The organism is Paenibacillus sp. P36, from assembly GCF_045866505.1.
GTDB classification, from domain to species: Bacteria; Bacillota; Bacilli; order Paenibacillales; family NBRC-103111; genus Paenibacillus_E; species Paenibacillus_E chondroitinus.
The window spans coordinates 5690935-5713090 of record NZ_AP038372.1 but is presented as its reverse complement, the minus strand read 5'-3'; the positions used below and the strand labels follow the sequence as shown (position 1 = coordinate 5713090).

The following is a 22156-nucleotide window of genomic DNA, read 5'->3' as shown; positions in this document are numbered from 1 at the left end:
GCGAGCGACCACGATTAAATCGGTTTAACAAAATCCATATCATACGTTTAATTCCACTCAAAAGAGGAGATTACCCGATTGTTATGTACGTTGTTAAACCGGTTTAATTTGTTGTTTATCGCTTTTTTAATGCTTTTTAAAGAAAGCGCTTTCCCTGATCTCCGCATACTTAAACCGGTTTAAGCTTGAATCTATCTAGGGGGTGGAAGGGAACCAATTTCCAGTTCGTGATGAGGAAGATTGAAGTACCAGATGAAAGATGGAGGGGATAAGTTTGAAAACGAATCGCATATTTATGGGCATGATGCTGATGGTGTTCGCTGTTGTTTTTGCTGCCTGCGAGAGTGCAAGCGAAGTTAGTCCAATGGCAAGCTCATCTGTTAAAGAGGCAACGACGGCTCCCGTAGCACCCGCTCCTGCAAAGACAGACGGATTCAAAGAAGCTCCTATGCTGACTAAGCTAGTGAGCGCAGGTACGTTAAAGCCAGTGGCTGAGCGTATGCCTGCCAAGGAAGATATCATGGTCGAAACCGTATCCGAGGAAATCGGCAAATACGGTGGAGATTGGAAGATGCCATGGACCGGACCGAATGACCGGTGGACAGTAGGCCAGCCTACTGAGGAAGCTCTGTTTCGTTTTAAAAAAGATGGAAGCACGATTGAACCTAATGTGGCCAAAAGTTATGAGGTCAACAAAGATTCTACAGAATTTACGATTCATTTAAGAAAAGGTATGAAATGGTCGGACGGGGTGCCGTTTACCGCCGATGACGTGCTGTTTTACTGGGAGCACATGCTGACCAAAGAAACATTTGGTAAAAAAATATATGACGCTTATTATTCCGTAGACCCTGTATCCGGAGAGAAGGCTTTGGCGACGGTTACGAAGGTAGACGACTACACGTTTAAGGTTGTACATAAGTATCCAAGCGTACAATTCCTCGAACGTGTTGCGATAGACAACAAATGGTTCTTCGCGCCGGCGCACTTCCAAAAAACGATACTCCCTGAATTTGTAGGTCAAGAGAAGGCACTTGAGATTGCGAAAAAATGGGGCTTCGAAGACGTAAAAACATTCTTAGTCGCAACAGGCTACTATTATTGGGTTAATCCGCAAATCCCGACATTGCGGGCTTGGGTGGCCAAAAATGACCCCAACAGCGATCAGTTTATTATGGAACGTAACCCCTATTACTGGAAAACGGACAAAGAGGGTAATCAGCTTCCGTATATGGATCGTATCGTTGCTACCAAAGTACAGGATCCTGCTCAACGTATTCTAGGTGCGCTCGCTGGAGATTACAATTTGCTTGACTTCGATTTTAAAGACTTCACTGTGCTCAAGGAAAATGAGAAAAAAGCAGGGTTCCGCGTTATGTCTTGGACGACGCCAAATTGGTCGAGCGCTGGCCTGCAGTTGAATCAGACGATTGCAGATCCGAATCTGCGCAAGCTGTTTCAGGATATTAGATTTAGAGAGGCACTGTCGGTTGCAGTAGATCGGAAAGAGATTTCGGAAATCGTAACGAATGGCTTGGGCGCTCCTCAGCAGGCATCGGTTCCTGAAGGGCTGGTTGGCTACCAAGCAGGATGGGCAGATCAGTGGAGTAAGTTCGATGTAAATCGAGCTAATCAGCTGCTGGATGAGATTGGCTTGACCAAACGCGATAAGAATAATTTCCGGCTCAATGCAGATGGTTCTGATTTAACTATTACGATCATTGAAGGCAGTACGAGTACAGCAAGTTTCCTGGAACTTGTCAAAAAGTATTATGAGGCAGTGGGCATTAAAGTAGACCTTAAAGTTGTGGATCAAGGAACTCATCAGGAACTCAAATATGCTAACAAAATTCCTGCGACGACTGAAAATATCTCACTGGTTAACGTAGCTTTCCGTCCGGATACGCTCGTTCCTCTGAGGGTGTTGACGCCTTGGTATGGGCATTACGGGTTGTATTCGTCTTCCAATGGCAAAGAAGGTGTCAAACCGGAAGGCGACGTAGCTTTAATTCTCGATTACTGGAACAAAGTTAAAGCGTCAACAAGTAAAGAGGAGATCGAGAAGTGGAGCAATGAGATTGTGAAGCTGCATCAGAAAAATCAATGGATTATCGGTTACGCCGGTCCTACACCTCGCCTTGTAGTAGCTTCCAATAAAATGGGCAACGTACCCAAAGACTTAGTCTATTCCGATGAATTCCGCAGCTTAGGGCACGGTCATCCCGCGCAATTTTTTATCAAACCATAAATAAGCTCTTGACGAAATAGGGGGGATCCCGAATCCCCCTGTATCGTTTAGCGGTATTCTTGAATTAAACGGAGAGGATAGGGTAGAGATGCTTCACTACATTTTAAAAAGAATCGTCTTGGTTATACCGGTTATTTTCTTTATCTCCATGATTGTTTTCTACATTATTCAGCTTCCGCCAGGTGACTATGTGTCGACTTATGCGGCTAAGATGTCGGTTGCCGGTGATGTCATGTCAGAAGCCGATATAGCTGCAATGCGAGCAAGTTTGAAATTAGACCAGCCCTGGTTTTTTCAATATTTGGCTTGGATGAGCAATATGATAACGAACTTCGACTTCGGTTATTCTTTCAGCTATAACAAGCCGGTTACTACGGTTATCTCGCAATATATGGGGTTAACGATTGTCGTCTCTTTGGTGACGATGGCATTCACATACGCAGTAGCGGTTCCGATCGGCATTTACTGCGCCGTAAAGCAATATTCGATTGGTGATTATATCTTTTCGGCTGTTGGCTTTCTTGGCATGGCAACGCCGCATTTCTTGATGGCCATTATCTTAATGTATTTGTCGTATGTTTACTTTGGCGATCCCTTATTAGGTCTCTTTTCCAGTGAGTTCGTTCATGCAGGCTGGTCGTTCGATAAGGTATTGGATTTACTCAAGCATATGATCATTCCTGTTATCGTCATTGGTTTAGCGAATACGGCAGAATTGATTCGAGTTATGAGAGGCCAGATGCTGGACGAATTGAATAAGCCGAATGTGGTGACGGCGAGAGCAAAGGGCTTATCGGAAACAAAAATATTAATCAAATATCCGACGCGCGCAGCTATGAATCCGATCGTGAGCACAATTGGTTGGTCACTGACCTCAATATTTACAGGTTCTACGATTACGGCGATTGTTCTCAATCTTCCCATCCAAGGGCCGGTCATGTATAACGCTCTCTTAGCGCAGGATATGTACTTGGCGGGTACATGGCTGTTATTTATGGCTGTTTTGACGGTTCTGGGAACATTGATTTCAGATATTTTATTGGCATGGCTCGATCCAAAAATTCGCACAGAGTTCAGAGGTATGTGACCATGAAAACGATTCCAATTATCGGAAGACAGAAGATAACGCCAATAAAAGAAGCTCCCAAAAGTGATCTTTCCCACAGCTCACAATGGAGGCTCATGTATCGTCGTTTAAAAAAGCATAAATTGGCCCGGATTAGCCTAGCGATTCTTGCATGCTTTTATGTAGCGGCCCTATTTGCACAGTTTATTGCGCCTTATGGTTTGCAAAGTTATGACAGTAAATACGTGAACGCTCCACCAGTGAAAGTGAGCTTTAAGGACGCAGATGGCCAGTTCCATTTGAGACCGTTCGTGAATGAGCTGAAATCAGGAAGAGATCCTGTGACACTCCGTAAAATATTTGTGCAGGACGAGAACGTTCGTCACCCTGTTCGTTTCTTTGTAGAAGGTGAAACCTACAGGTTTTTAGGACTGTTTTCTACAAATATTCATCTATTTGGCGTCGATGCGCCGGGACGTATCTTTTTATTCGGTACGGATGGTATGGGCAGGGATTTACTTTCCCGTGTATTTCTGGGGAGCCAAGTTTCATTAAGCATTCCTCTCATCGGCGTATCAATAAGCTTCGTTTTGGGATTATTTATCGGAGGGGTGTCCGGTTATTTCGGAGGTTGGCTAGACTCGATTATACAGCGGAGTATTGAAATTATTAGGTCTTTTCCGACGCTGCCTCTCTGGATGGCATTGTCAGCCGCCATTCCTGCCAGAGTTCCTATCGTTACGATGTATCTGTATATTGTAATCATTTTCGCCTTTATCGGGTGGACGGAATTAGCCAGGGTTGCGAGAGGAAAGTTCATCTCTTTGAAAAATGAGGAGTATGTGTTGGCAGCCAAAATTGCCGGCGTGAGTGACGCGAAAATCATTATTAGACATCTGTTACCTGGTTTTATTTCCTATTTGGTTGTGGCAACGACCTTAGCCATACCTGGCATGATTCTTGGTGAAACCGCAATGAGCTTCCTGGGGCTCGGAATACGCTCGCCTGCTACGAGTTGGGGCGTTCTGCTCCAAGAAGCACAACAGATTGAGAATGTTGCTTTGTATCCCTGGAAACTGATTCCTTTAGGTTTTGTCATTGTGACGGTTTTAACCTTTAACTTTCTCGGCGACGGATTGCGCGATGCTGCCGATCCATACAAGAAGTAATACACTCTAGTCCAAAGCGAGGGGATAATATGACATCGCAAGCTACCGTTTCACAATCTGAACGCCCCCTTCTGTCTGTCCAAGATCTCAGGATTCGCATTCAAATGGATAATGGAGAAATGAAGGCCGTTGATGGCGTTGACTTTGACATTAAAAAGGGGAAGACGCTAGGACTTGTTGGCGAGTCTGGCTGTGGGAAAAGCTTGACGAGCAGAGCAATTATTAGTATTAATCCCAAAGAGTGCGAAACCACCGGAAAGATCGTGTATCACTCCGAATCGGAGAAGGCTTTAAATCAGTTGGACTTGTTATCGTTACCTACACGGAGTAAACAAATACGTTCCATTCGTGGCAGGAAAATAGCGATGATTTTTCAAGAGCCGATGACTGCTTTTTCACCGATGTACACCATTGGCAATCAGATTATGGAAGCTATATTAATCCACCGAACGAAGAACAAAAAAGAGGCTAAAAAAATCGCGCTTGAAATGCTTGGCAAAGTCGGAATCTCGGATCAGGAGAAACGTTTTGACCAATTTCCGCATGAATTCTCCGGGGGGATGCGTCAACGGGCGATGATTTCAATGGCCTTGTCCTGCAACCCGGAATTGCTAATTGCCGACGAGCCTACTACTGCGCTTGATGTCACGATTCAAGCACAAGTGTTGGAGCTTATGAAAGAACTTCAACGTGAATTTGGTATGGCGATCCTGCTGGTCACTCATGATCTTGGGATTATTGCCGAAATGTGTGATGAAGTAGCTGTCATGTACTTGGGGAAAATAGTCGAACAGTCGACAGTGAAGGAAATTTTCAATAACCCCAAACATCCTTACACCAAAGGGCTGCTCAAATCCATGCCCAAATTATCCGGAAACAGGCATGCAAGGTTGGAATCCATCGATGGAACAGTTCCCATGGCAACCAATATGCCGCCGATGTGCGGTTTCTACGAGCGCTGTTCAGATCGAATCGAGGGTGTATGCAATAGGCAGAACGTTCCCAAAACGTATGTCTCCGATAACCATATGGTGAGATGTTTTCTCTACAAGGCTGAAGGTGAGGGAGAATAAGGATGTCTAAACCAATTTTGCAAGTAAATCAATTGAACAAGGATTTTCAGGTGAAATCCAAAAATAAGCTGTTTAGCAAACCTTCCTCCATCCGCGTGCTGAGTAATGTTTCTTTTGAGCTTTTGGAAGGAGAGACATTAAGCATTGTTGGTGAGTCGGGCTGCGGTAAAACGACATTAGGACGTTGTATTGTGAGAGGGATGGATGCAACATCCGGGCAAGTTCTCTATCATCCGGAGGGAGAGGAGCAAGTCGACTTTTTGGGATTAAGGGGAAAAGCATTCAAGAAATATCGGAAAGATATTCAAATGATTTTCCAGGACCCTTTTTCATCTCTCAGTCCTAGAATGAGCGTGTATGACATTATATCCGAACCACTTTTGGCCAATTTCAAGTTGTCGAAATCGCAATTGGATGAGAAAGTGACGTTCATCGCTGAAAAAACGGGTTTAAATGTCAGTTATCTCAAACGTTATCCTCACGCCTTCTCTGGGGGACAAAGGCAGCGGATAGCCATTGCGCGATCTCTCATTTCCCAGCCAAGACTCATTGTCTGCGACGAAGCGGTGTCGGCCTTGGATGTCTCGATTAAAGCGCAAATTATTAATTTGCTGAAGGATTTGCAAGAGCAGCTTCAAATTACTTATATCTTCATTTCTCATGACTTATCTATCGTACAAAACATATCCGATCGGGTCGCGGTTATGCACCTGGGTAAAATTGTAGAGCTGGCGCCTGTTGATTCGTTATTTACCCATCCGATGCACCCTTACACCGAAGCGCTTTTGTCAGCCGTACCAGAGCCAGATCCAGATACGAAGAAGGATCGGATTATTCTGGAAGGGGAAGTTCCTAATCCGGCTAATCCTCCAAGCGGTTGTCATTTTCACCCAAGATGCAGGTATAAAACGGACAAATGCGTGCAGCAGGAACCTGAGCTGCAAACTGTGGACAATGGCAATAACCATTTTGCTGCGTGTCACTACGCAAACCAATTAAATCTGAGAGGTGTCATTCATGAATCCTAATACGACGAATAGTTCAGCACCAAAGAAATTGATTGTTTTTCTGGATTGCGGCGACACCATTATCGATGAAGGCACTGAAATTAGAGATGACCACGATATTGTCATTCAAGCTAATGTGATTCCAGGAGCCGATGTCATGGTAAAAACGCTGGCCGAACGAGGGTATACATTAGCGATTGTAGCCGACGGCAATGCGCAATCCTTCAAAAATATTTTGACGCAAAATGGCTTGTACGATTATTTTACGACGATGGTGTATTCAGAGACGGTTAAAGCCTCCAAGCCAAGTCCTCGGATGTTCAAAGCAGCGATTGGCGCATTGGATCTCAGCGAGCAGGATTGCTACCGTATTGTCATGGTCGGCAACAACTTGAGCAGGGATGTCAAAGGGGCTAACCAAATGGGAATCACGAGTGTCTTCTTGAGCTGGACGCCACGTTATCCGAAGCTGCACGCAGACGAAAGCGAAATCCCTCAATATACAATTAGTCACCCATTAGAGTTAATTGAATTAGTCGAGCAGCTCAATGACAAATTAGCATAAATGGATGGTTTTCTGAAGGGATGTTAATAAGGATATGGCTAAAATAGATGACGTTGCCAAATTAGCTCAAGTTTCGAAGGGAACTGTTTCCAATGTTTTTAGCCAAAAGAGGCCTACAAGTAATGAAGTGAAAGAGCGAGTATTACGTATTTCCAAGCAGCTGAATTATGTGCCGAATCATATCGCACGCAGCTTGGTGACGAAGAAAACGATGGCGATCGGGTTAACAATTCCGCATGGTAACTTCTTATTTAGCGCATTTCATACGCAATTTATCAATGGTGTCATACTCGAAGCTTCTTATTACGGATACCGGGTGCTGCTTGATATGATTCCTTTGCAAAAGGTTCAAACCCCTTTCTTATCTAGTTATCCAATCGATGGGGCTGTTGTCATGCGACCAACTACCAATGATGAGCGAATACATCTGTTGGCTTCGGAAAATATTCCATTTGTAACGGTTGGCAGGGTAATGAATTCTACGGTTCTTAATGCTTATAGTGTGGATAACGACAATCAAGCGGTTAGTTATCATATTTGTAAATATTTGATTGAAAAAGGTCACCGGAATATCATGTTTTTAAATGCCAACGAGTTAATGACGGTATCCATTGATAGAAAAGAGGGCTTCATCAAAGCGATGGAAGATCACCATCTTCACGTAGAAGAGCACATGATCCATCATAAGCCCGATTTAAGTTCAAACGTATACATGGATTATGGCTACGAGGAAACGATGACTACTTTAGGTAAGCTTGGGAAAGGGGTAACCGCGATCATTGCGGATGATGACCGCGCGGCCTTCAGTGCCATCAATGCAATGAAAGATCTTAATCTCAAAGTCGCTGAAGATGTTTCAGTCTTCGTTATCTGTGGTGATCTTTCCATGATGGTTCAATCAAACCCGTCTCTAACCAGTATGGATTTGCAGCCTTCGGAATTAGGTGCTCAATCCGTCAGATTGTTAATGAAACAATTAGGCGTGCTGCCTAATGACTTCCAAAGAAATGTCATTATTCAAAGTAAAATAGTTGAAAGAAATTCTTGCTCCACGCTGGGAAACTTGGTTAAATGAATAAAAGGTCTGCTCCGAAACGGGGGCAGACCTTTTATTCATTCGTAGGGAATCTTCCGACTAGTCCGTATAGTTCAGTGGCTTTGCGTGATGTTAATGTTATATTTCGTGACATTAAAGTATTGACACATTCGCAGAGAAAAGTTTATAATCCCATTATAAAAACAACTAAAAACAATTAAAATCAATTTAATTAAGTTGTTTTTATGTTTGTTACTGAATGAAAACGATGTGGGGGGGATCATTGATCGGTTAGTCGATCAGCGAAAACGGCGTTTTGCATCCAGACCATACAAAATTAAAGTAGAGAGAAGCGTGTGTCCTATCGGAAGGAACAGATTATAACCAGGAGAGGAATCGGAACAATGAAAAAATTAACTAGAGGTTTAGTCGTTGCGGTTGCATTAGTTTCTTTATTATCGGCATGTGGTAAATCCGCAACCATCCAAGAGTCGACACCTGGAGCAGTCGCAAGTCCTGCTGGAACAAGCAGTATAGATTCAACCAGTAAGGAATTGACGGTGTATACGGCACTGGAAGATGATGCGATCAAGAACTATCTAGCTAGTTACAAGAAGAAATATCCTGATATTAAACTTAACATTGTCCGAGATTCGACGGGGGTAATCACGGCTAAGCTGCTGGCCGAGAAAGATAATCCGCAAGCAGATATTGTGTGGGGATTAGCGGCAACAAGCTTACTGGTGCTAGATCAGAACAATCAGTTAGAACCTTATGCTCCGCAAGGGGTAGATCGCATACTGCCTGAATTTAAAGATAAAAATGCACCGGCGCATTGGGTAGGTATCGATGCTTGGGAAACGGCTTTCATCGTCAACAAAACAGAGATGGCTAAGCGTAAATTGCCAATTCCTGAATCATACGCCGATTTAATTAAGCCGGAGTATAGAGGGCTTATTACCATGCCTAACCCCTCTTCCTCAGGCACAGGCTTCTTGACGGTATCCGGATTGATCCAATTGGAGGGCCAAGATAAGGCTTGGAACTATATGAACAAACTGCATGACAATGTTGCTATGTATGTTCACTCCGGGTCGAAGCCGGCCAAGTTGGCGGGGACAGGCGAGTACCCAATCGGCATTTCTTTTGGATATCGCGGCTTGCAAGAGAAAAAGAACGGTTCCCCGGTCGAGGTTGTGTTCCCGAAGGAAGGCTCCGGGTGGGATGTAGAAGCCAATGCACTTATTAAGAAAAAAACGATTAAACAAGTTTCTCAGCAGTTCCTGGACTGGGCAATTACAGATGAAGCTATGAAAGAATACAACAAAAATTATGCCATCTTGGCTACCAAAACCGACAATTCGCAGCTTCCTGAAGGCTACAAAGTGGACCCGATGAAACAATTGATCAAAAATGATCTCAACGATATTGCGAAGAATCGGGCAAGTATTCTGGCTGAATGGGATCAACGTTATAACACGAAGAGCGAGCCGAAATAACCCGCCATCAAGTTAATGAAACGGCTGCTGTCCGGATCTGCCTGGGTCAGCAGTCGCTTCCTTCTCAAATCTAAGTTCAAGGAGGCAGCTTATGCCAGAAGCCTATTTATCCATTCAAGGTGTGAACAAAACATTTGACTCCTTTACAGCGCTTAGAGAAATAAATATTGATATTAAAAAGAATGAATTCATTTGCTTGCTTGGCCCAAGCGGCTGTGGCAAAACAACCTTGCTGCGCATTATCGCCGGTCTTGAGAAACCGACGCGCGGGCGAATCACGGTTGGAGGCAAGGACATCACAGATTTGCCGCCATCCAAACGAAACTTCGGCATGGTTTTTCAATCTTACGCTTTATTTCCAAATTTAACGGCTGCTCAGAATGTGGCTTACGGCTTGCAGGGGAGGAAACTTACGAAGAAGGAAATCAGCGACAAAGTAAGCGAGGCGCTTTCACTAGTCGATTTACTACATTTGAAAGAACGTTATCCATCCCAGCTTTCAGGAGGCCAACAGCAACGCGTTGCACTTGCCAGAGCCGTTGTATTATCGCCTGATTTTCTCTTGCTGGATGAACCATTATCAGCGTTAGATGCCAAAGTTAGGACCAAACTGCGTGAAGAAATTTGCAGCTTGCAAGAAAAGTTGGGGATTACAACCATTATGGTAACGCATGATCAAGAAGAGGCATTGACCATGGCGGATCGGATTGTCGTTATGAATAATGCTGAAATTATGCAAGTGGGGAGTCCTCAGCAAGTGTATGATCAACCGGAATCGCCTTTTGTAGCGGATTTTATAGGTTCGATTAATTTCTTGGCCTACGGGCCTCGCAAAGGAAACTTGCCGCTCACCAATTTTGCCGTCAGACCCGAACATATTCGTATTTCTTCTTCAGGTTCAGGATACCAAGCTGTTGTTAAGCACATGGAGTTTAGAGGTCCGTTTTATAGATTGATTTTGCAGCCCATTCGTGAGCTGAAAGATCTGCTAGGAAATCAGCTGCTTTCCGTGGATGTCTCTGCACAACATGCACACAAGTTAAACTTGATGAAGTTCGCTGAAGTGTCTGTTGAGTTTCCGCAAGAGAGAGTCATTACCTTTACACCGGATGATGTGGTGATCGCGTGATGGAGAAGCAAAGCGCTGCCTGGACGCCGTCTGTTCGTCGAAACTGGGGAGAAATCCTCAATTTGCAAAATTTCCTAATCGTCGTACTCGTTATTACATTGTCGTTTACGATTTTAGTACCGCTCTGTTTGCTGTTCAGTAAAGCTTTTTTCAATACGAATGCAGAATTCATCGGGATCCAGAATTTCATCAAGTATTTTACGACACCTTCCTTGGCGCAATCCTTATGGAATACGGTATGGGTTTCATTGCTTTCTACTGGTATTGCCGTGACCTTGGCATTCCTATATGCGTATGGGATTAGCCGGACGGCGATTCGAGGTAAAGCCTACTTGCATTATGTCGCCATGCTGCCGCTTTTTGAGCCGACCATGATGCACGGAATTGCTTTAACGTATCTGTTTGGCAATCAAGGGATATTGACATCCGGTTTTTTCGGATTATTGCCCGGTATTCGTATTCCGATTTACGGTCCTGTGGGAATTGTTATTTCTGAAGTTATTTATTTGTTTCCGCAAGCGTTCCTCATTTTTATTACCGCATTATCCATCACGGATCAACGGCTGTATGAAGCGGCGGAGACATTAGGGGCAAGTAAGGTAAGAATGTTCCTGACAGTTACCCTGCCTTCGGTCAAATATGGATTAATCAGTGCAATCTTCGTATGTTTCACGGCTTGTTTTACGGATTTCGGGGCGCCACAAGCCATTGGCGGTAAATTCAACGTACTGGCCACGGATATATATAAGCAAGTCATCGGACAGCAAAATATGTCAATGGGCGCTACAGTGGGCATTTTGTTAACCATTCCGGCAATCATCGCTTTTGTTGTTGACCGAATGGTCGAGAGAAAACAGCGTTCCATGCTTTCTTCCAAATCAACTCCCTATCGGATAGCCGGGGGGAAAGCTCGAGACACCATCTTTCAATTGTTCGGAGTAGTCATTTCGATTTTGATTCTCATTCCATTAATAACAATCGCATGTGCTTCGTTAATTAAAGTTTGGCCTTATAACTTAAATTTCAGCTTCAAACATTATGATTTCTCCGGTGTCGCAGGCTCAGGACTTGATCCGTTCTGGACCAGTTTGCAGGTGTCGTTTTTTACAGCAATCGTTGGGACCATCGTCACGTTTTTATTCGCCTATCTCATTGAGAAATCGCGTCATTTGAACGGACTTAGGCAGATTGGCTATTTTCTGTCGGTACTACCGCTAGCGCTGCCAGGGATGGTCATAGGTTTGGCTTACATTTTCTTCTTTAATAATCCGAACAATCCCATGAACTGGATTTATGGATCGATGATTATCCTTGTACTCGCCAATATCACTCATTTCTATGGCGTGCCGTTCATCACGGCGACGACAGCCTTGAAGAAGCTGGATAAAGAATTCGAGCTCGTTTCAGAATCGATGCGTGTGCCATTTTACAAAACATTGCTGAAAGTCACGGTTCCTATGTGTCTACCGGCAATCATAGAAATTGCCATGTACCTCTTTGTCAACTCCATGGTTACGGTTTCTGCTGTAGTATTTCTGCGGTCAGCGGATTTGAACTTAGCAGCAGTAGCGCTGGTGAGCATGGAGGATGCAGGTGATGTAGCAGCAGCGGCAGCTATGGCGGTGCTCATCGTGATTACGAATATTATCGTAAGACTGCTGTACACGCTTCTTTCCAAAAAAGTAAGAAAGAAAACGGAAGCTTGGCAAATTCGAAAGTAGCCGCTATGAACAAACAATGAGGCAGTTGTGCAAGGAGGTTCACGTTCGTGTCACTTATCGGGGAAGAACGTAAGGAGTATATCCTTAATCAGATCAATGCCGAAGGCAAAGTGATTACCAATGAGCTTGTCGAGGTGCTCCAGGTTTCTTCGGAGACTGTACGCAGGTATTTGGAGGACCTTGAAGAGGCTAACAAGCTGAAGCGGGTCTACGGCGGAGCGGTGAAAGTGAATCGTTCCCGGGAAGAACCCTCCCATTTGAACAGAAAAGTACTGAATGTGGAGGAGAAACGTAAAATAGGCAAATGGGCTGCAGCTCTTGTCCAGGACAATGAAGTGATTTTTATCGATGATGGCTCGACGACAATGCAGATGATCGAACACTTGCTTGATAAGCAAAATCTCACGATCTTGACAAACTCCATTCCTGCACTTCATTCGCTAATTGAGTATAAGAACAGGGAGTTGTACTCCGGGGAAATTTTTTTTATCGGAGGCAAAGTAAGCTCTTTGCAATCCAGGGTTGTTGGCTCATTGGCGGAGAAAATGGTGGAGTACTTCTACGCGGACAAAGCGTTTATCTCCATCGATGGGATGATGATTGACAAAGGGATCACCTCTTTTGATGAAAAACGTGGTCAATTAGCGAAGAAGATGATGGAACATGCCAAAGTGAGCATTGTGGTATCCGATCACTCCAAAATAGGCATGGTGCAATTTTATAAAATGGCGGATTTGCGGGATATCGATGTCATTGTCAGCAATGTTCCTGCACCGGAAGAATGGGAAGTTGAACTGGAAGAAATGCATGTCGAGTGGATAACATCAGAATGAATATCGATTTACGAACTATGAGAGGAATGGTTATGATGCCGAAAAATTATGAAGGTCATATTCAAGCTGTTATTTTTGATTGGGCAGGGACGATGGTTGATTATGGATGTTTTGCGCCACTGGACGTATTCCTGCGGATATTTGAGAAACGGGGCATTGCCATTACAGCTGAAGAAGCACGCGGTCCGATGGGACTATTGAAGTGGGATCATATCCATACCCTATGCAGCATTCCAAGAATCGCTCAGTTGTGGAAAGATAAATTCGGGGCTCTGCCGACGAATGCGGATGTGGATGACCTGTATGCCGATTTCGAACCTTTGCTATTTGAAATTTTACCGAATTATACGGATCCGATCCCTGGCGCGCTGGACTTAGTGAAGGAACTGCGAAACAGAGGACTGAAAATTGGCTCTACAACTGGATATACGGCGGAAATGATGGAAGTGGTGAGCCGGGAGGCCAAGTTGAAAGGGTATGAGCCGGATTCCTTGGTTACTCCTTCCGAAGTGAAAGCCGGGCGGCCGTATCCGTGGATGTGTTACGCGAATGCAGCGAATTTAGGGGTTTATCCGTTCCAGGCGATTGTCAAAGTAGGCGATACGGTCAGCGATATTCAAGAGGGTGTTAATGCCGGGGCTTGGAGTGTTGGGGTTGTAAAAGGTGGAAGCGAGCTCGGTCTTACCGAGGCGGAAGTCAATACGATGCCAGCTGCGGAATTGGCAGCGAAAATGGCCGTTGTCGAAGAACGGTTCCGTCAAGCTGGGGCCGATTATGTGATTCCGACGATCGGCGATCTTGTGAAAGTCATTGACGATATTAACGCCCGGTTAGCAAAAAGCGGACAATAGATGAATAAAACGAAGGAGGACGTAACGATGAATATTGATTTGATTGAGGATAACCCGTATTTGCTTTTGACGCCTGGCCCCCTCTCGACGAGCAAAAGGGTAAAAGCGGCGATGCTGAAAGACTGGTGTACATGGGATGATGATTATAATCGAATTGTGCAGGATATTCGCACTAAACTTGTCCAATTAGCAACCAAGGAGACTTCGCTTTATACCTCCGTTCTTATGCAGGGCAGCGGTTCATTTTGTGTAGAATCGGTCATCGGAAGCGTTATTCCACAGGATGGCAAAATTCTGGTTATGGCAAATGGCGCTTATGGCCAACGGATGGCCCAAATGGCGAAAATGCTGAATATTCCGCTCGTTCTCTTGGATAACGGGGAGGTTCATCCTCCAGATTTGGATCAACTGGAATATACGCTGCGCAAAGAAACGGATATTACACATGTAGCTGTTGTTCATTGCGAGACGACGACAGGCATGTTGAACCAGATAGAAGCTGTTGGCCGCATCGTCAAAAAATATAACAAAACTTATATCGTAGATGCCATGAGCTCCTTCGGCGGAATTCCATTGGATATCGCGGAACTACAAATCGATTTCTTGATCAGCAGCGCTAACAAATGTATTCAGGGTGTTCCCGGATTCGGTTTTATTATCGCCAAAATTGATAAAATGAAAAAGTGCGCCGGATGGGCGCGTTCCCATTCCCTCGATTTGTTTGACCAGTGGGATAAAATGGAGAACTACAATGGCAAATGGCGTTTTACATCGCCAACTCACGTTGTCCGTGCTTTCTATGAAGCATTGAAAGAACTGGCCGATGAAGGTGGCGTTGTCGCCAGATACAATCGTTACAAAACAAGCCAACGGGCACTCGTCAAAGGAATGAAGGTCCTCGGTTTTGAGACCTTGCTGCCGGAAGCGCTGCAATCGCCGATCATCACTTCCTTCCTGTATCCGGAAAGCGATGAGTTCCAGTTCCAAACGTTATATGAGAAGTTGAAGCGCAGAGGTTTTGTGATTTATCCGGGGAAAATTACGAACGCCAACACGTTCCGAATCGGCAACATCGGTGAAGTGGAAGCGGCTGATATGATTCGTCTTGTGGATGCCATACAGCAAGAACAATTTTGGACATAGGCGAAGGAGAGGCGAGAGTATGATTATTGGTGTGCCGAAGGAAATTAAAAATAATGAAAATCGAGTTGGGATTACACCTGCGGGTGTGGCCACTTTTAAACATTACGGACATGAGGTTTGGATTGAAGCCGGCGCTGGTTTGGGGAGCGGCTTTGAGGATGAGGAATATATGACAGCAGGCGCCATAATCGTACCTACAGCTGCGGATGCTTGGTCGGCGGAGATGGTGCTGAAAGTAAAAGAGCCCCTGGCAGAGGAGTATGGGTTTTTCCGGGAAGGTTTGATTCTGTTCACTTATTTGCATCTAGCGGCAGAATCCGAGTTGACCCGGGCGTTAACGGACAAGAAAGTCGTCGCGATCGCATATGAAACGATTCAACTAAATAACGGTTCCCTTCCGCTTCTGACCCCGATGAGTGAAGTAGCCGGCAGAATGTCTATTCAAATCGGCGCACAGTTTTTGGAAAAGTCCAAGGGTGGAAAAGGTATTCTTCTTGGCGGTGTTCCTGGGGTAGCGCCAGCTGAAGTCGTCATTATCGGCGGGGGCGTGGTGGGGACGCAAGCAGCGAAAATGGCGGTAGGTCTAGGAGCGAGCGTTACGCTGCTGGATGTAAATCCAGAGCGGCTGCGCCAATTGGATGATCAATTCCAAGGACGGCTGCGCACGTTGATGTCGCATGGCAGCAATATTGCCGAGGCGGTTAAGAAAGCGGATCTGCTGATCGGCGCCGTGTTGATCCCGGGCAGCCGGGCACCGCGTCTGGTAACCGAAGCTGCCGTCAAAACGATGAAACCGGGTTCCGTTATTGTGGACGTAGCTATTGATCAAGGCGGCTCGATAGAGACTATCGACCGTATTACGACACACAGCAATCCGACCTACGTGAAACATGGTGTTGTGCATTATGCAGTTGCCAATATGCCTGGCGCGGTCGCACAGACATCTACAGTTGCTTTAACGAACGTGACCGTAGGTTATGGCTTGCAAATTGCCAATAAAGGCTATCGAGAAGCCGGGTTGCAGCATCAAGATTTAGCCAAAGGATTTAATACGATTCAAGGGAAAGTCACGTATAAAGCTGTTGCTGAAGCTCATGGTTATCCTTACGTTGAAATTGACGCGGTACTAAACGGTCTTCCCGTATCTGTATAACAAGTCCCGCACTATAGACGGGGGCATGTTGAGAGGAGAAACACAGTGTTGATATCTCCCTTTGTTATTAAGTTAGGCATTGCTCTATTTCTTGGCATGTTAATCGGCATTGATCGCCAATTGAAACATAAGCCAGTAGGCATGAAAACAAACATGGTTATTGCTGTTGCCAGCTGCTTAATTACGATGGTTTCGATTGAATCCGTAAGCCGATTTTCTATTCCAGGTCATACCAACATGGACCCCATGCGGCTTGCTGCACAAATTATCAGCGGCGTCGGTTTCTTGGGCGCAGGCGTCATTTTAAGAAAAAACAATGATGAAATTTCCGGTTTAACGACAGCCTCTATGGTGTGGTCAGCATCTGCGCTTGGGATTGCAACCGGTGCTGGATATTATATGCAGGCATTCGTAGCCGTCATTTTCATCATTTTTTCTGTGAATTTTTTCCCAATTATGATTAAGTGGATCGGCCCCCGCTCTCTCAAACAACGATATTTGGAAGTACGAATCATCTGTCATGAAAGTCAGGATCCCAACCGGATTTTCAAAAGGTTAAAAGAGCTAAACATTCAGATTGAACGCGTGAAAGTAAAGGATGTAGAAGGCAGCTCTAATCAAATGGAATTAAAGCTGCTAACGTATGAAAAAGTGCAGGCAACGGATATCTATGCTTCGTTGAAATCAGTTGAGCATGTTACTTTTGTGGAAGTTGAAAGCAGATAACCGTATGGCGGAACGGAAAAACCCCAGTCCTATTTCGGAGGACTGGGGTTTATTTCGTTTATTCCGGTGAGGAGATCCCGGCCCAAGGGACCGGGCTGCACTCCATCGACCTTCCTACGGGCATATATATAGCCCCATCAACATCAACAATTTGTGAGATAATTTGACTTGGCAGTAGATTCCGACCGTCAAGCACATAAGGCCGACGCATAAGGTGAAGCAGGTAAGGCCAATCGAGTTCAGCAAACTGTGGCCATTCCGTCATGATCATGATAGCATCGGCCTGGGCTGCTGCTGCATAAGGGGAATCCATCACCTGAACGGTTTTGGCTCCAACTTGTCTGACGACAGGATCGAAGGCTTGAACCTCGATGCCATGGCGTTCACACTGAGCTAATAAGGTTAGAAATGGCGCGTCGCGAACATCATTGGTATTAGGCTTGAATGAGATGCCTAATACGCAGAGACGCTTGCCTAAAGGATTGCCCCAAAGCGAGATAAGTTTGGCGATCATCCTTGGAATGCGCTGGTCATTGACTTTGGCGACTGCTTCCAAAATCGGAAGCGAGCTGCCGATCAGCTTCCCGGTCGTCAGCAGGGACTGCAAATCTTTGGAAAAGCAGGAGCCTCCATAACCAACGCCTGCCGACAGGAACTCAGGCCCGATGCGATGATCGGCGCCAACTCCGCTCATGACATGGCGGATATCTGCGCCATAGCCTTCACACACATCGGACATCATGTTCGCGAATGAGATTTTCATCGCAAGAAAGGCGTTCGATGCATATTTGATAAGTTCAGCGCTGCGCCTGTCGCAAACATGTACAGGAGCCTCGATCCCCTCATATAATTGGCGAAGCAGGGATTCGGCTTGCAGCGTTTTACAACCGAATACGATGCGATCGGGTTGCATGAAGTCTTTGAAGGCGCTGCCTTGCCTTAAAAATTCAGGGTTAAAGGCGACTTCTGTATGAAGACCAGCCGCCAGCAAAGTAGCTTCCAGTTCATCGCAGGTGCCTACAGGTACAGTGCTTTTTATGATCACAAGGGGAGGACAGGTGCCGGCTTGCATCAAGTGAGACAGCACTTCATGCACATGACCTAGATCCGTATGACCGTCTGATCGTGTAGGCGTGCCTACGGCAATCATCAAAGCGTCCGTGTCCGATGAGGCTCGGGCGAGATCTGTTTCAAAGCTCAATAACCCTTTGGCATAGACATCGGCCAGCTCTGGCTCCAGTTGAGGTTCCCATACGGTCAGCTTATTTTCCTTCAGCCCGCGAATGACGGGCTCACGGTCAACAGCAATGACTTCGTGCCCCAGTTTCGCAAAGCACACAGCAGCAACCAAGCCCACATATCCTGTTCCGACTAATGTTATTCGCATGGATGTCCCCTCCTTTAAGCTGTATAGAATCCCAGTTTACTTCCAATTCGGCGAGCATCGATAATTTGTTCGTAGTCCTCCAGCAATCTGTCAAAGATAGCGTCCCATGAGCGTCCAAGGGCAAAACCTCTTGCTGCTTTTCGGAAATCTGCCCATTGTTCCGGGGCATTGATGAATGCGTCAATAGCTTGAATGAATGATTCGGGCTGGCGGGGCTCACATAAAGTTCCCGTCTGTCCAGGAACAATCATATCCCGCACGCCACCGCTATTTGCGGCAATAACGGGAAGGCCGGAAGCCATTGCCTCTTGGACGACATTGCCGAATGTTTCGGTACTGGAAGGGAAGAAGAAGAGATCGGATGAGGCATAGATTTCTGCGAGTTCTTCCCCTTGCTTGTAACCGGCAAATGTCACATTGTTCGGAGCTTGCTCGCGCAGCTCCTCCAGTTGCGGTCCGTCTCCTACGATGAGCCAGTGAACACGCTCTTTCAGCGAATCAGGCAAAGTACGCATGACGGCCGATAAGGTATCTATATCTTTCTCCGGGGCGATGCGCCCTACATAGAGGAGGAGGTAAGGGGCTGTAATTCCATATCGCTCGCGAACTGCGTTCGTGTGCTTATCGGGGGTGTAGAGCGCACAATCAACACCTCTGGACCACAAAAGCATGCGGTCAAAGCCTTGTGCATGCAGGTGCTGCATCGTATCGGTCGAAGGGACGAAAGTGGCGTCACAGGATTGGTGAAACCACTTCATGTATGTCCAATACAACGGAACGGCTCTTTTCATTCGATAGTAGGTTAAATAGCGATCAAAGTGGGTGTGATAGGAGGCTACGTGCGAAATCCGATGCTTGCGGGCATAGTGGAGACCGCACAAACCGATGTTAAACGGAGTTGCCATATGGAGCAGATGGGGACGGAAGCGGTCAAGCTCAGAACGCAGAGAAATAATGTTGGGCAAGGCAATCCGGCATTCGGGGTAGAGAAAAAAAGGAACGGACGGTACGGGGCGAATCAGTTCGGAGTAAGCCATTTCATCGGTGCATTTCGGCGTGAACACGAGGTGATCAACACCACGACGATTTAAATAATCCGTAAGACGTCCTAACGTGAGTGCAACGCCATTCATTTGAGGAACGTAGGTATCGGTAAACAACGCGAGGCGCATAAGAATCCCTCCTGTAGTTCCTAGATGCCTTAAGGGTAACATTCGATTATTTGTGGAACGTTAACCGCATGTTAATTCTTTTTTAAAACAGCAAGGGCTTGATTACGGGCGTAGAACCCTCATTTTGTCGAAAATCAATGGTGAAAGGGTAGCAGAAATCGACATACAGCAATGAGAGATTTGGAATATGATAGAAAGGAAGGCAGAGTTCACTCGTAGAAGGGGCTGATCGTTGTGGGCAAAATACAAATATCCTCAAAAGGGATCGAAAAAACGCTTCGTAAATTTGATTATTTGCAGGCGATTTCCGAATATATTTGGAACGGCTTCGATGCGCAAGCTACAGTGGTAGACGTTAAACTTCATTTAAATGTGCTCGGCGGTGTTGACCATATCGTGATCTCGGATAATGGTTACGGGATTGATCGGCGTGAATTGGAACGGAAATTCACACCTTTTTTTGAGTCGGAGAAGCAGATAGATCCAGAGAAGCGGTCAAGAACTACATCGGCGATGCACGGTAAAAATGGGATCGGCCGATTAACCTTTCATCGCTTTGCTTCCGATGCGACATGGAAAACGACCTATACAGACGGCTTGTTGAAAAATACGTATACCATTCAAATTGGCGCGAACACTTTGGATGATTACAAGGTTTCGAGCATCAAATTGACGGATGGAGAGCCAGGAACGAGTGTAACTTTTCATACTATTGTGCAGGACTTCATCCTTGAGGATTTGTCGGCCTATCTCTGCAAGGAATTTGGCTGGTTTCTGGAGCTTCATGCGGACAAAGATTTCGATCTTCGCCTGGATGGCCAATCTCTGGATTATTCAAGTCTGATTGGGGAAAAAGAGTGCTTTGACCTCGTTCATGCTGGCAGCCAAACAGCCTTTGAAGTTAAGTTCATCCGGTGGCAGGACCGCATCAACCACGAATATTCCAAGCTGTATTTCATCGACTCCCATTTGGACGAAAAGTATAAACAACCGACCACCTTTAATAATAAAGGGGACTCCTTTTACCATAGTGTCTATATTCAAAGCAAACTGTTCGACTACTTTGATTTTGAGAGCGATGATCAAAGCGGCCAGCTCGAAGCAGCTTTTGGTGTGAGCAAGAAAAGCGATGCTTTCCAATTTCTGCTGGAAGAAATCAATGCGTTTATTAAGCAGAAAAGAAAGCCTTATTTAGAAATACTGTCTGACCATGTCATTCAAGAGTTTGCGGAAGCGAAGGCTTTTCCGGATTTCACGGACGGTCCTGAGGACACGATGAAGAAAAATGAGCTGGAATCCGTCATTCGGGAGCTCTGTCAGCTGGAACCCCGAGTGTTCGCTAGATTAAATGTGGAACAGAAGAAATTAATGGCTCATCTGATTCATTTGGCGATGGGCTCGGCAGAACGGAAGCGTTTGTTGGAGGCTTTGTAAGTGACTTCATGGAGAAGGACACGCATTGACAGTCACCCTAGCGAATTTCTCGCTAGGGTTTTAAACATTTTATGACCGCTGCCGATTCCGGTACTCCGAAGGAGAGATGCCATAATACAGCGTGAATTGCTTGCTGAAATGGTGGATAGAGGAGTATCCCAGATCTTCAGCGATGTCAGTGACCGATCGTGCGCTCTCTTTTAATGCGGCAGCGGCTTGCTTCATGATAACGGAAGTCCAGTAGGCCTTGGGCGACATGCCTGTGGCCTGTTTGAACAGTTGATGAAATTGTGTTTTCTTCAGCTTGCATTGTTCCAGCCAGGATTCATAACTCGACCCCATATAGGCTTTCTGGTGAATATTATCGAGTAGAGGCTTGATTCGGAAATCAATGAACGGCATGTAGGTATGCAGTTGAACAATTTTTAGCAGCAAGGCTTGGAGCAGGGTTCTGCTTATAGCGTCAGAGTAGGGGGCAGCATTCTGATGCTGTTCTACGACTAAGGCGAATAGGTCGGTAATGGCGCTTTGATGCTGGAAATGTAGCAAATTAGGCAAGCTATCCAAGTCAGAATTGGGCTCTATAGCCGTCAACATGTGAGGATCGAAGTCGGTTTCTTTCCAAACAAGATGTTTTTGCCCGGCGTCCGGGCGCATAACCCATAAGTCGCAATAAATGTTATAGGTCGATAGCGCGTGTGCGGCATCAGAATGAAAGGAATGCTGGAGCTTAGGCGGAAAATAGAGCAGATCACCTTTGGCTATGGCGAATGTTCCTGTCGGAAGGGTAACGGCTCCTTTGCCGCCGGTCACGAGGTGGAAGGCATAACAATAACCTAAACGGAAAGATTCGCTGCCATTTTTCTTGTAAGGAAAGCGGTAGTGGTGGGCGGTTCTTATAGATGGATTCATCGCTGTCAAAATCGGCATCGGACAGTCTCCCT

At 45.7% G+C, this 22156-nt stretch carries 19 protein-coding genes; 16 read left to right on the top strand and 3 right to left on the bottom strand.

Going from position 1 to position 22156, the window contains the following annotated elements:
* The first annotated feature begins 274 nt into the window (after nt 1-274).
* From ACKTT9_RS25830 to ACKTT9_RS25760, 15 genes are all read left to right on the top strand, one after another.
* On the top strand, nt 275-2248 hold the full coding sequence (locus tag ACKTT9_RS25830) for an ABC transporter substrate-binding protein (RefSeq protein ID WP_407868140.1): 1974 nt from the start codon (nt 275-277) through the stop codon (nt 2246-2248).
* A gap of 88 nt (nt 2249-2336) precedes the next feature.
* Nucleotides 2337-3335 (top strand): ABC transporter permease, encoded by a 999-nt coding sequence (locus ACKTT9_RS25825; RefSeq protein WP_407868139.1) that lies wholly within the window; start codon nt 2337-2339, stop codon nt 3333-3335.
* 2 nt (nt 3336-3337) lie between these two features.
* A complete protein-coding gene (locus ACKTT9_RS25820; protein ID WP_157322108.1) occupies nt 3338-4483 on the top strand; it encodes an ABC transporter permease in 1146 nt (381 codons plus the stop codon).
* A 29-nt stretch (nt 4484-4512) separates the two neighbouring features.
* Nucleotides 4513-5556 (top strand): ABC transporter ATP-binding protein, encoded by a 1044-nt coding sequence (locus ACKTT9_RS25815; protein WP_407868138.1) that lies wholly within the window; start codon nt 4513-4515, stop codon nt 5554-5556.
* A gap of 2 nt (nt 5557-5558) precedes the next feature.
* Entirely contained in the window at nt 5559-6584 is a 1026-nt protein-coding gene (locus ACKTT9_RS25810; protein WP_407868137.1) for an ABC transporter ATP-binding protein, read from the top strand.
* Entirely contained in the window at nt 6574-7128 is a 555-nt protein-coding gene (locus tag ACKTT9_RS25805) for an HAD family hydrolase (protein ID WP_127450280.1), read from the top strand. Before ACKTT9_RS25810 ends, ACKTT9_RS25805 begins: the two co-directional genes overlap by 11 nt.
* Nucleotides 7129-7162: 34 nt before the next feature.
* Nucleotides 7163-8203, top strand: coding sequence for a LacI family DNA-binding transcriptional regulator (locus ACKTT9_RS25800; RefSeq protein ID WP_407868136.1), 1041 nt, complete (start codon nt 7163-7165; stop codon nt 8201-8203).
* 365 nt (nt 8204-8568) lie between these two features.
* Nucleotides 8569-9663 carry a putative 2-aminoethylphosphonate ABC transporter substrate-binding protein gene (locus tag ACKTT9_RS25795; RefSeq protein ID WP_407868135.1) on the top strand — a complete coding sequence of 365 codons (1095 nt, stop codon included), beginning with the start codon at nt 8569-8571 and terminating at the stop codon, nt 9661-9663.
* Nucleotides 9664-9754: 91 nt separating this feature from the next.
* Nucleotides 9755-10792: a putative 2-aminoethylphosphonate ABC transporter ATP-binding protein gene (locus ACKTT9_RS25790; RefSeq protein WP_407868134.1), complete on the top strand. Its 1038-nt coding sequence runs from the start codon at nt 9755-9757 to the stop codon at nt 10790-10792.
* Nucleotides 10792-12513, top strand: coding sequence for a putative 2-aminoethylphosphonate ABC transporter permease subunit (locus ACKTT9_RS25785; protein ID WP_407868133.1), 1722 nt, complete (start codon nt 10792-10794; stop codon nt 12511-12513). The genes ACKTT9_RS25790 and ACKTT9_RS25785 overlap by 1 nt, the downstream gene beginning before the upstream one ends.
* Nucleotides 12514-12560: 47 nt before the next feature.
* Nucleotides 12561-13346: a DeoR/GlpR family DNA-binding transcription regulator gene (locus ACKTT9_RS25780; protein ID WP_407868132.1), complete on the top strand. Its 786-nt coding sequence runs from the start codon at nt 12561-12563 to the stop codon at nt 13344-13346.
* Between the two features lie 35 nt (nt 13347-13381).
* The gene (phnX, locus tag ACKTT9_RS25775) at nt 13382-14197 is read left to right on the top strand and encodes a phosphonoacetaldehyde hydrolase (RefSeq protein WP_407873111.1); all 816 of its coding nucleotides are present in this window, start codon (nt 13382-13384) and stop codon (nt 14195-14197) included.
* Between the two features lie 42 nt (nt 14198-14239).
* Nucleotides 14240-15340, top strand: coding sequence for a 2-aminoethylphosphonate--pyruvate transaminase (gene phnW / locus ACKTT9_RS25770; protein ID WP_407873110.1), 1101 nt, complete (start codon nt 14240-14242; stop codon nt 15338-15340).
* Nucleotides 15341-15359: 19 nt separating this feature from the next.
* Entirely contained in the window at nt 15360-16493 is a 1134-nt protein-coding gene (gene ald, locus ACKTT9_RS25765) for an alanine dehydrogenase (protein ID WP_407868131.1), read from the top strand.
* A gap of 48 nt (nt 16494-16541) precedes the next feature.
* Nucleotides 16542-17219 carry an MgtC/SapB family protein gene (locus ACKTT9_RS25760; RefSeq protein WP_157322333.1) on the top strand — a complete coding sequence of 226 codons (678 nt, stop codon included), beginning with the start codon at nt 16542-16544 and terminating at the stop codon, nt 17217-17219.
* 58 nt (nt 17220-17277) lie between these two features.
* On the opposite strand, the gene ACKTT9_RS25755 is transcribed toward ACKTT9_RS25760, so the two are convergent.
* On the bottom strand, nt 17278-18606 hold the full coding sequence (locus ACKTT9_RS25755) for a UDP-glucose dehydrogenase family protein (protein ID WP_407868130.1): 1329 nt from the start codon (nt 18604-18606) through the stop codon (nt 17278-17280).
* 14 nt (nt 18607-18620) lie between these two features.
* A complete protein-coding gene (locus tag ACKTT9_RS25750) occupies nt 18621-19778 on the bottom strand; it encodes a glycosyltransferase family 4 protein (RefSeq protein ID WP_407868129.1) in 1158 nt (385 codons plus the stop codon).
* Between the two features lie 234 nt (nt 19779-20012).
* On the opposite strand from ACKTT9_RS25750, the gene ACKTT9_RS25745 reads away from it, so the two are divergent.
* Nucleotides 20013-21212 (top strand): ATP-binding protein, encoded by a 1200-nt coding sequence (locus tag ACKTT9_RS25745; protein WP_407868128.1) that lies wholly within the window; start codon nt 20013-20015, stop codon nt 21210-21212.
* A 69-nt stretch (nt 21213-21281) separates the two neighbouring features.
* On the opposite strand, the gene ACKTT9_RS25740 is transcribed toward ACKTT9_RS25745, so the two are convergent.
* The gene (locus ACKTT9_RS25740) at nt 21282-22142 is read right to left on the bottom strand and encodes an AraC family transcriptional regulator (RefSeq protein ID WP_407868127.1); all 861 of its coding nucleotides are present in this window, start codon (nt 22140-22142) and stop codon (nt 21282-21284) included.
* Between the last annotated feature and the right edge of the window lie 14 nt (nt 22143-22156).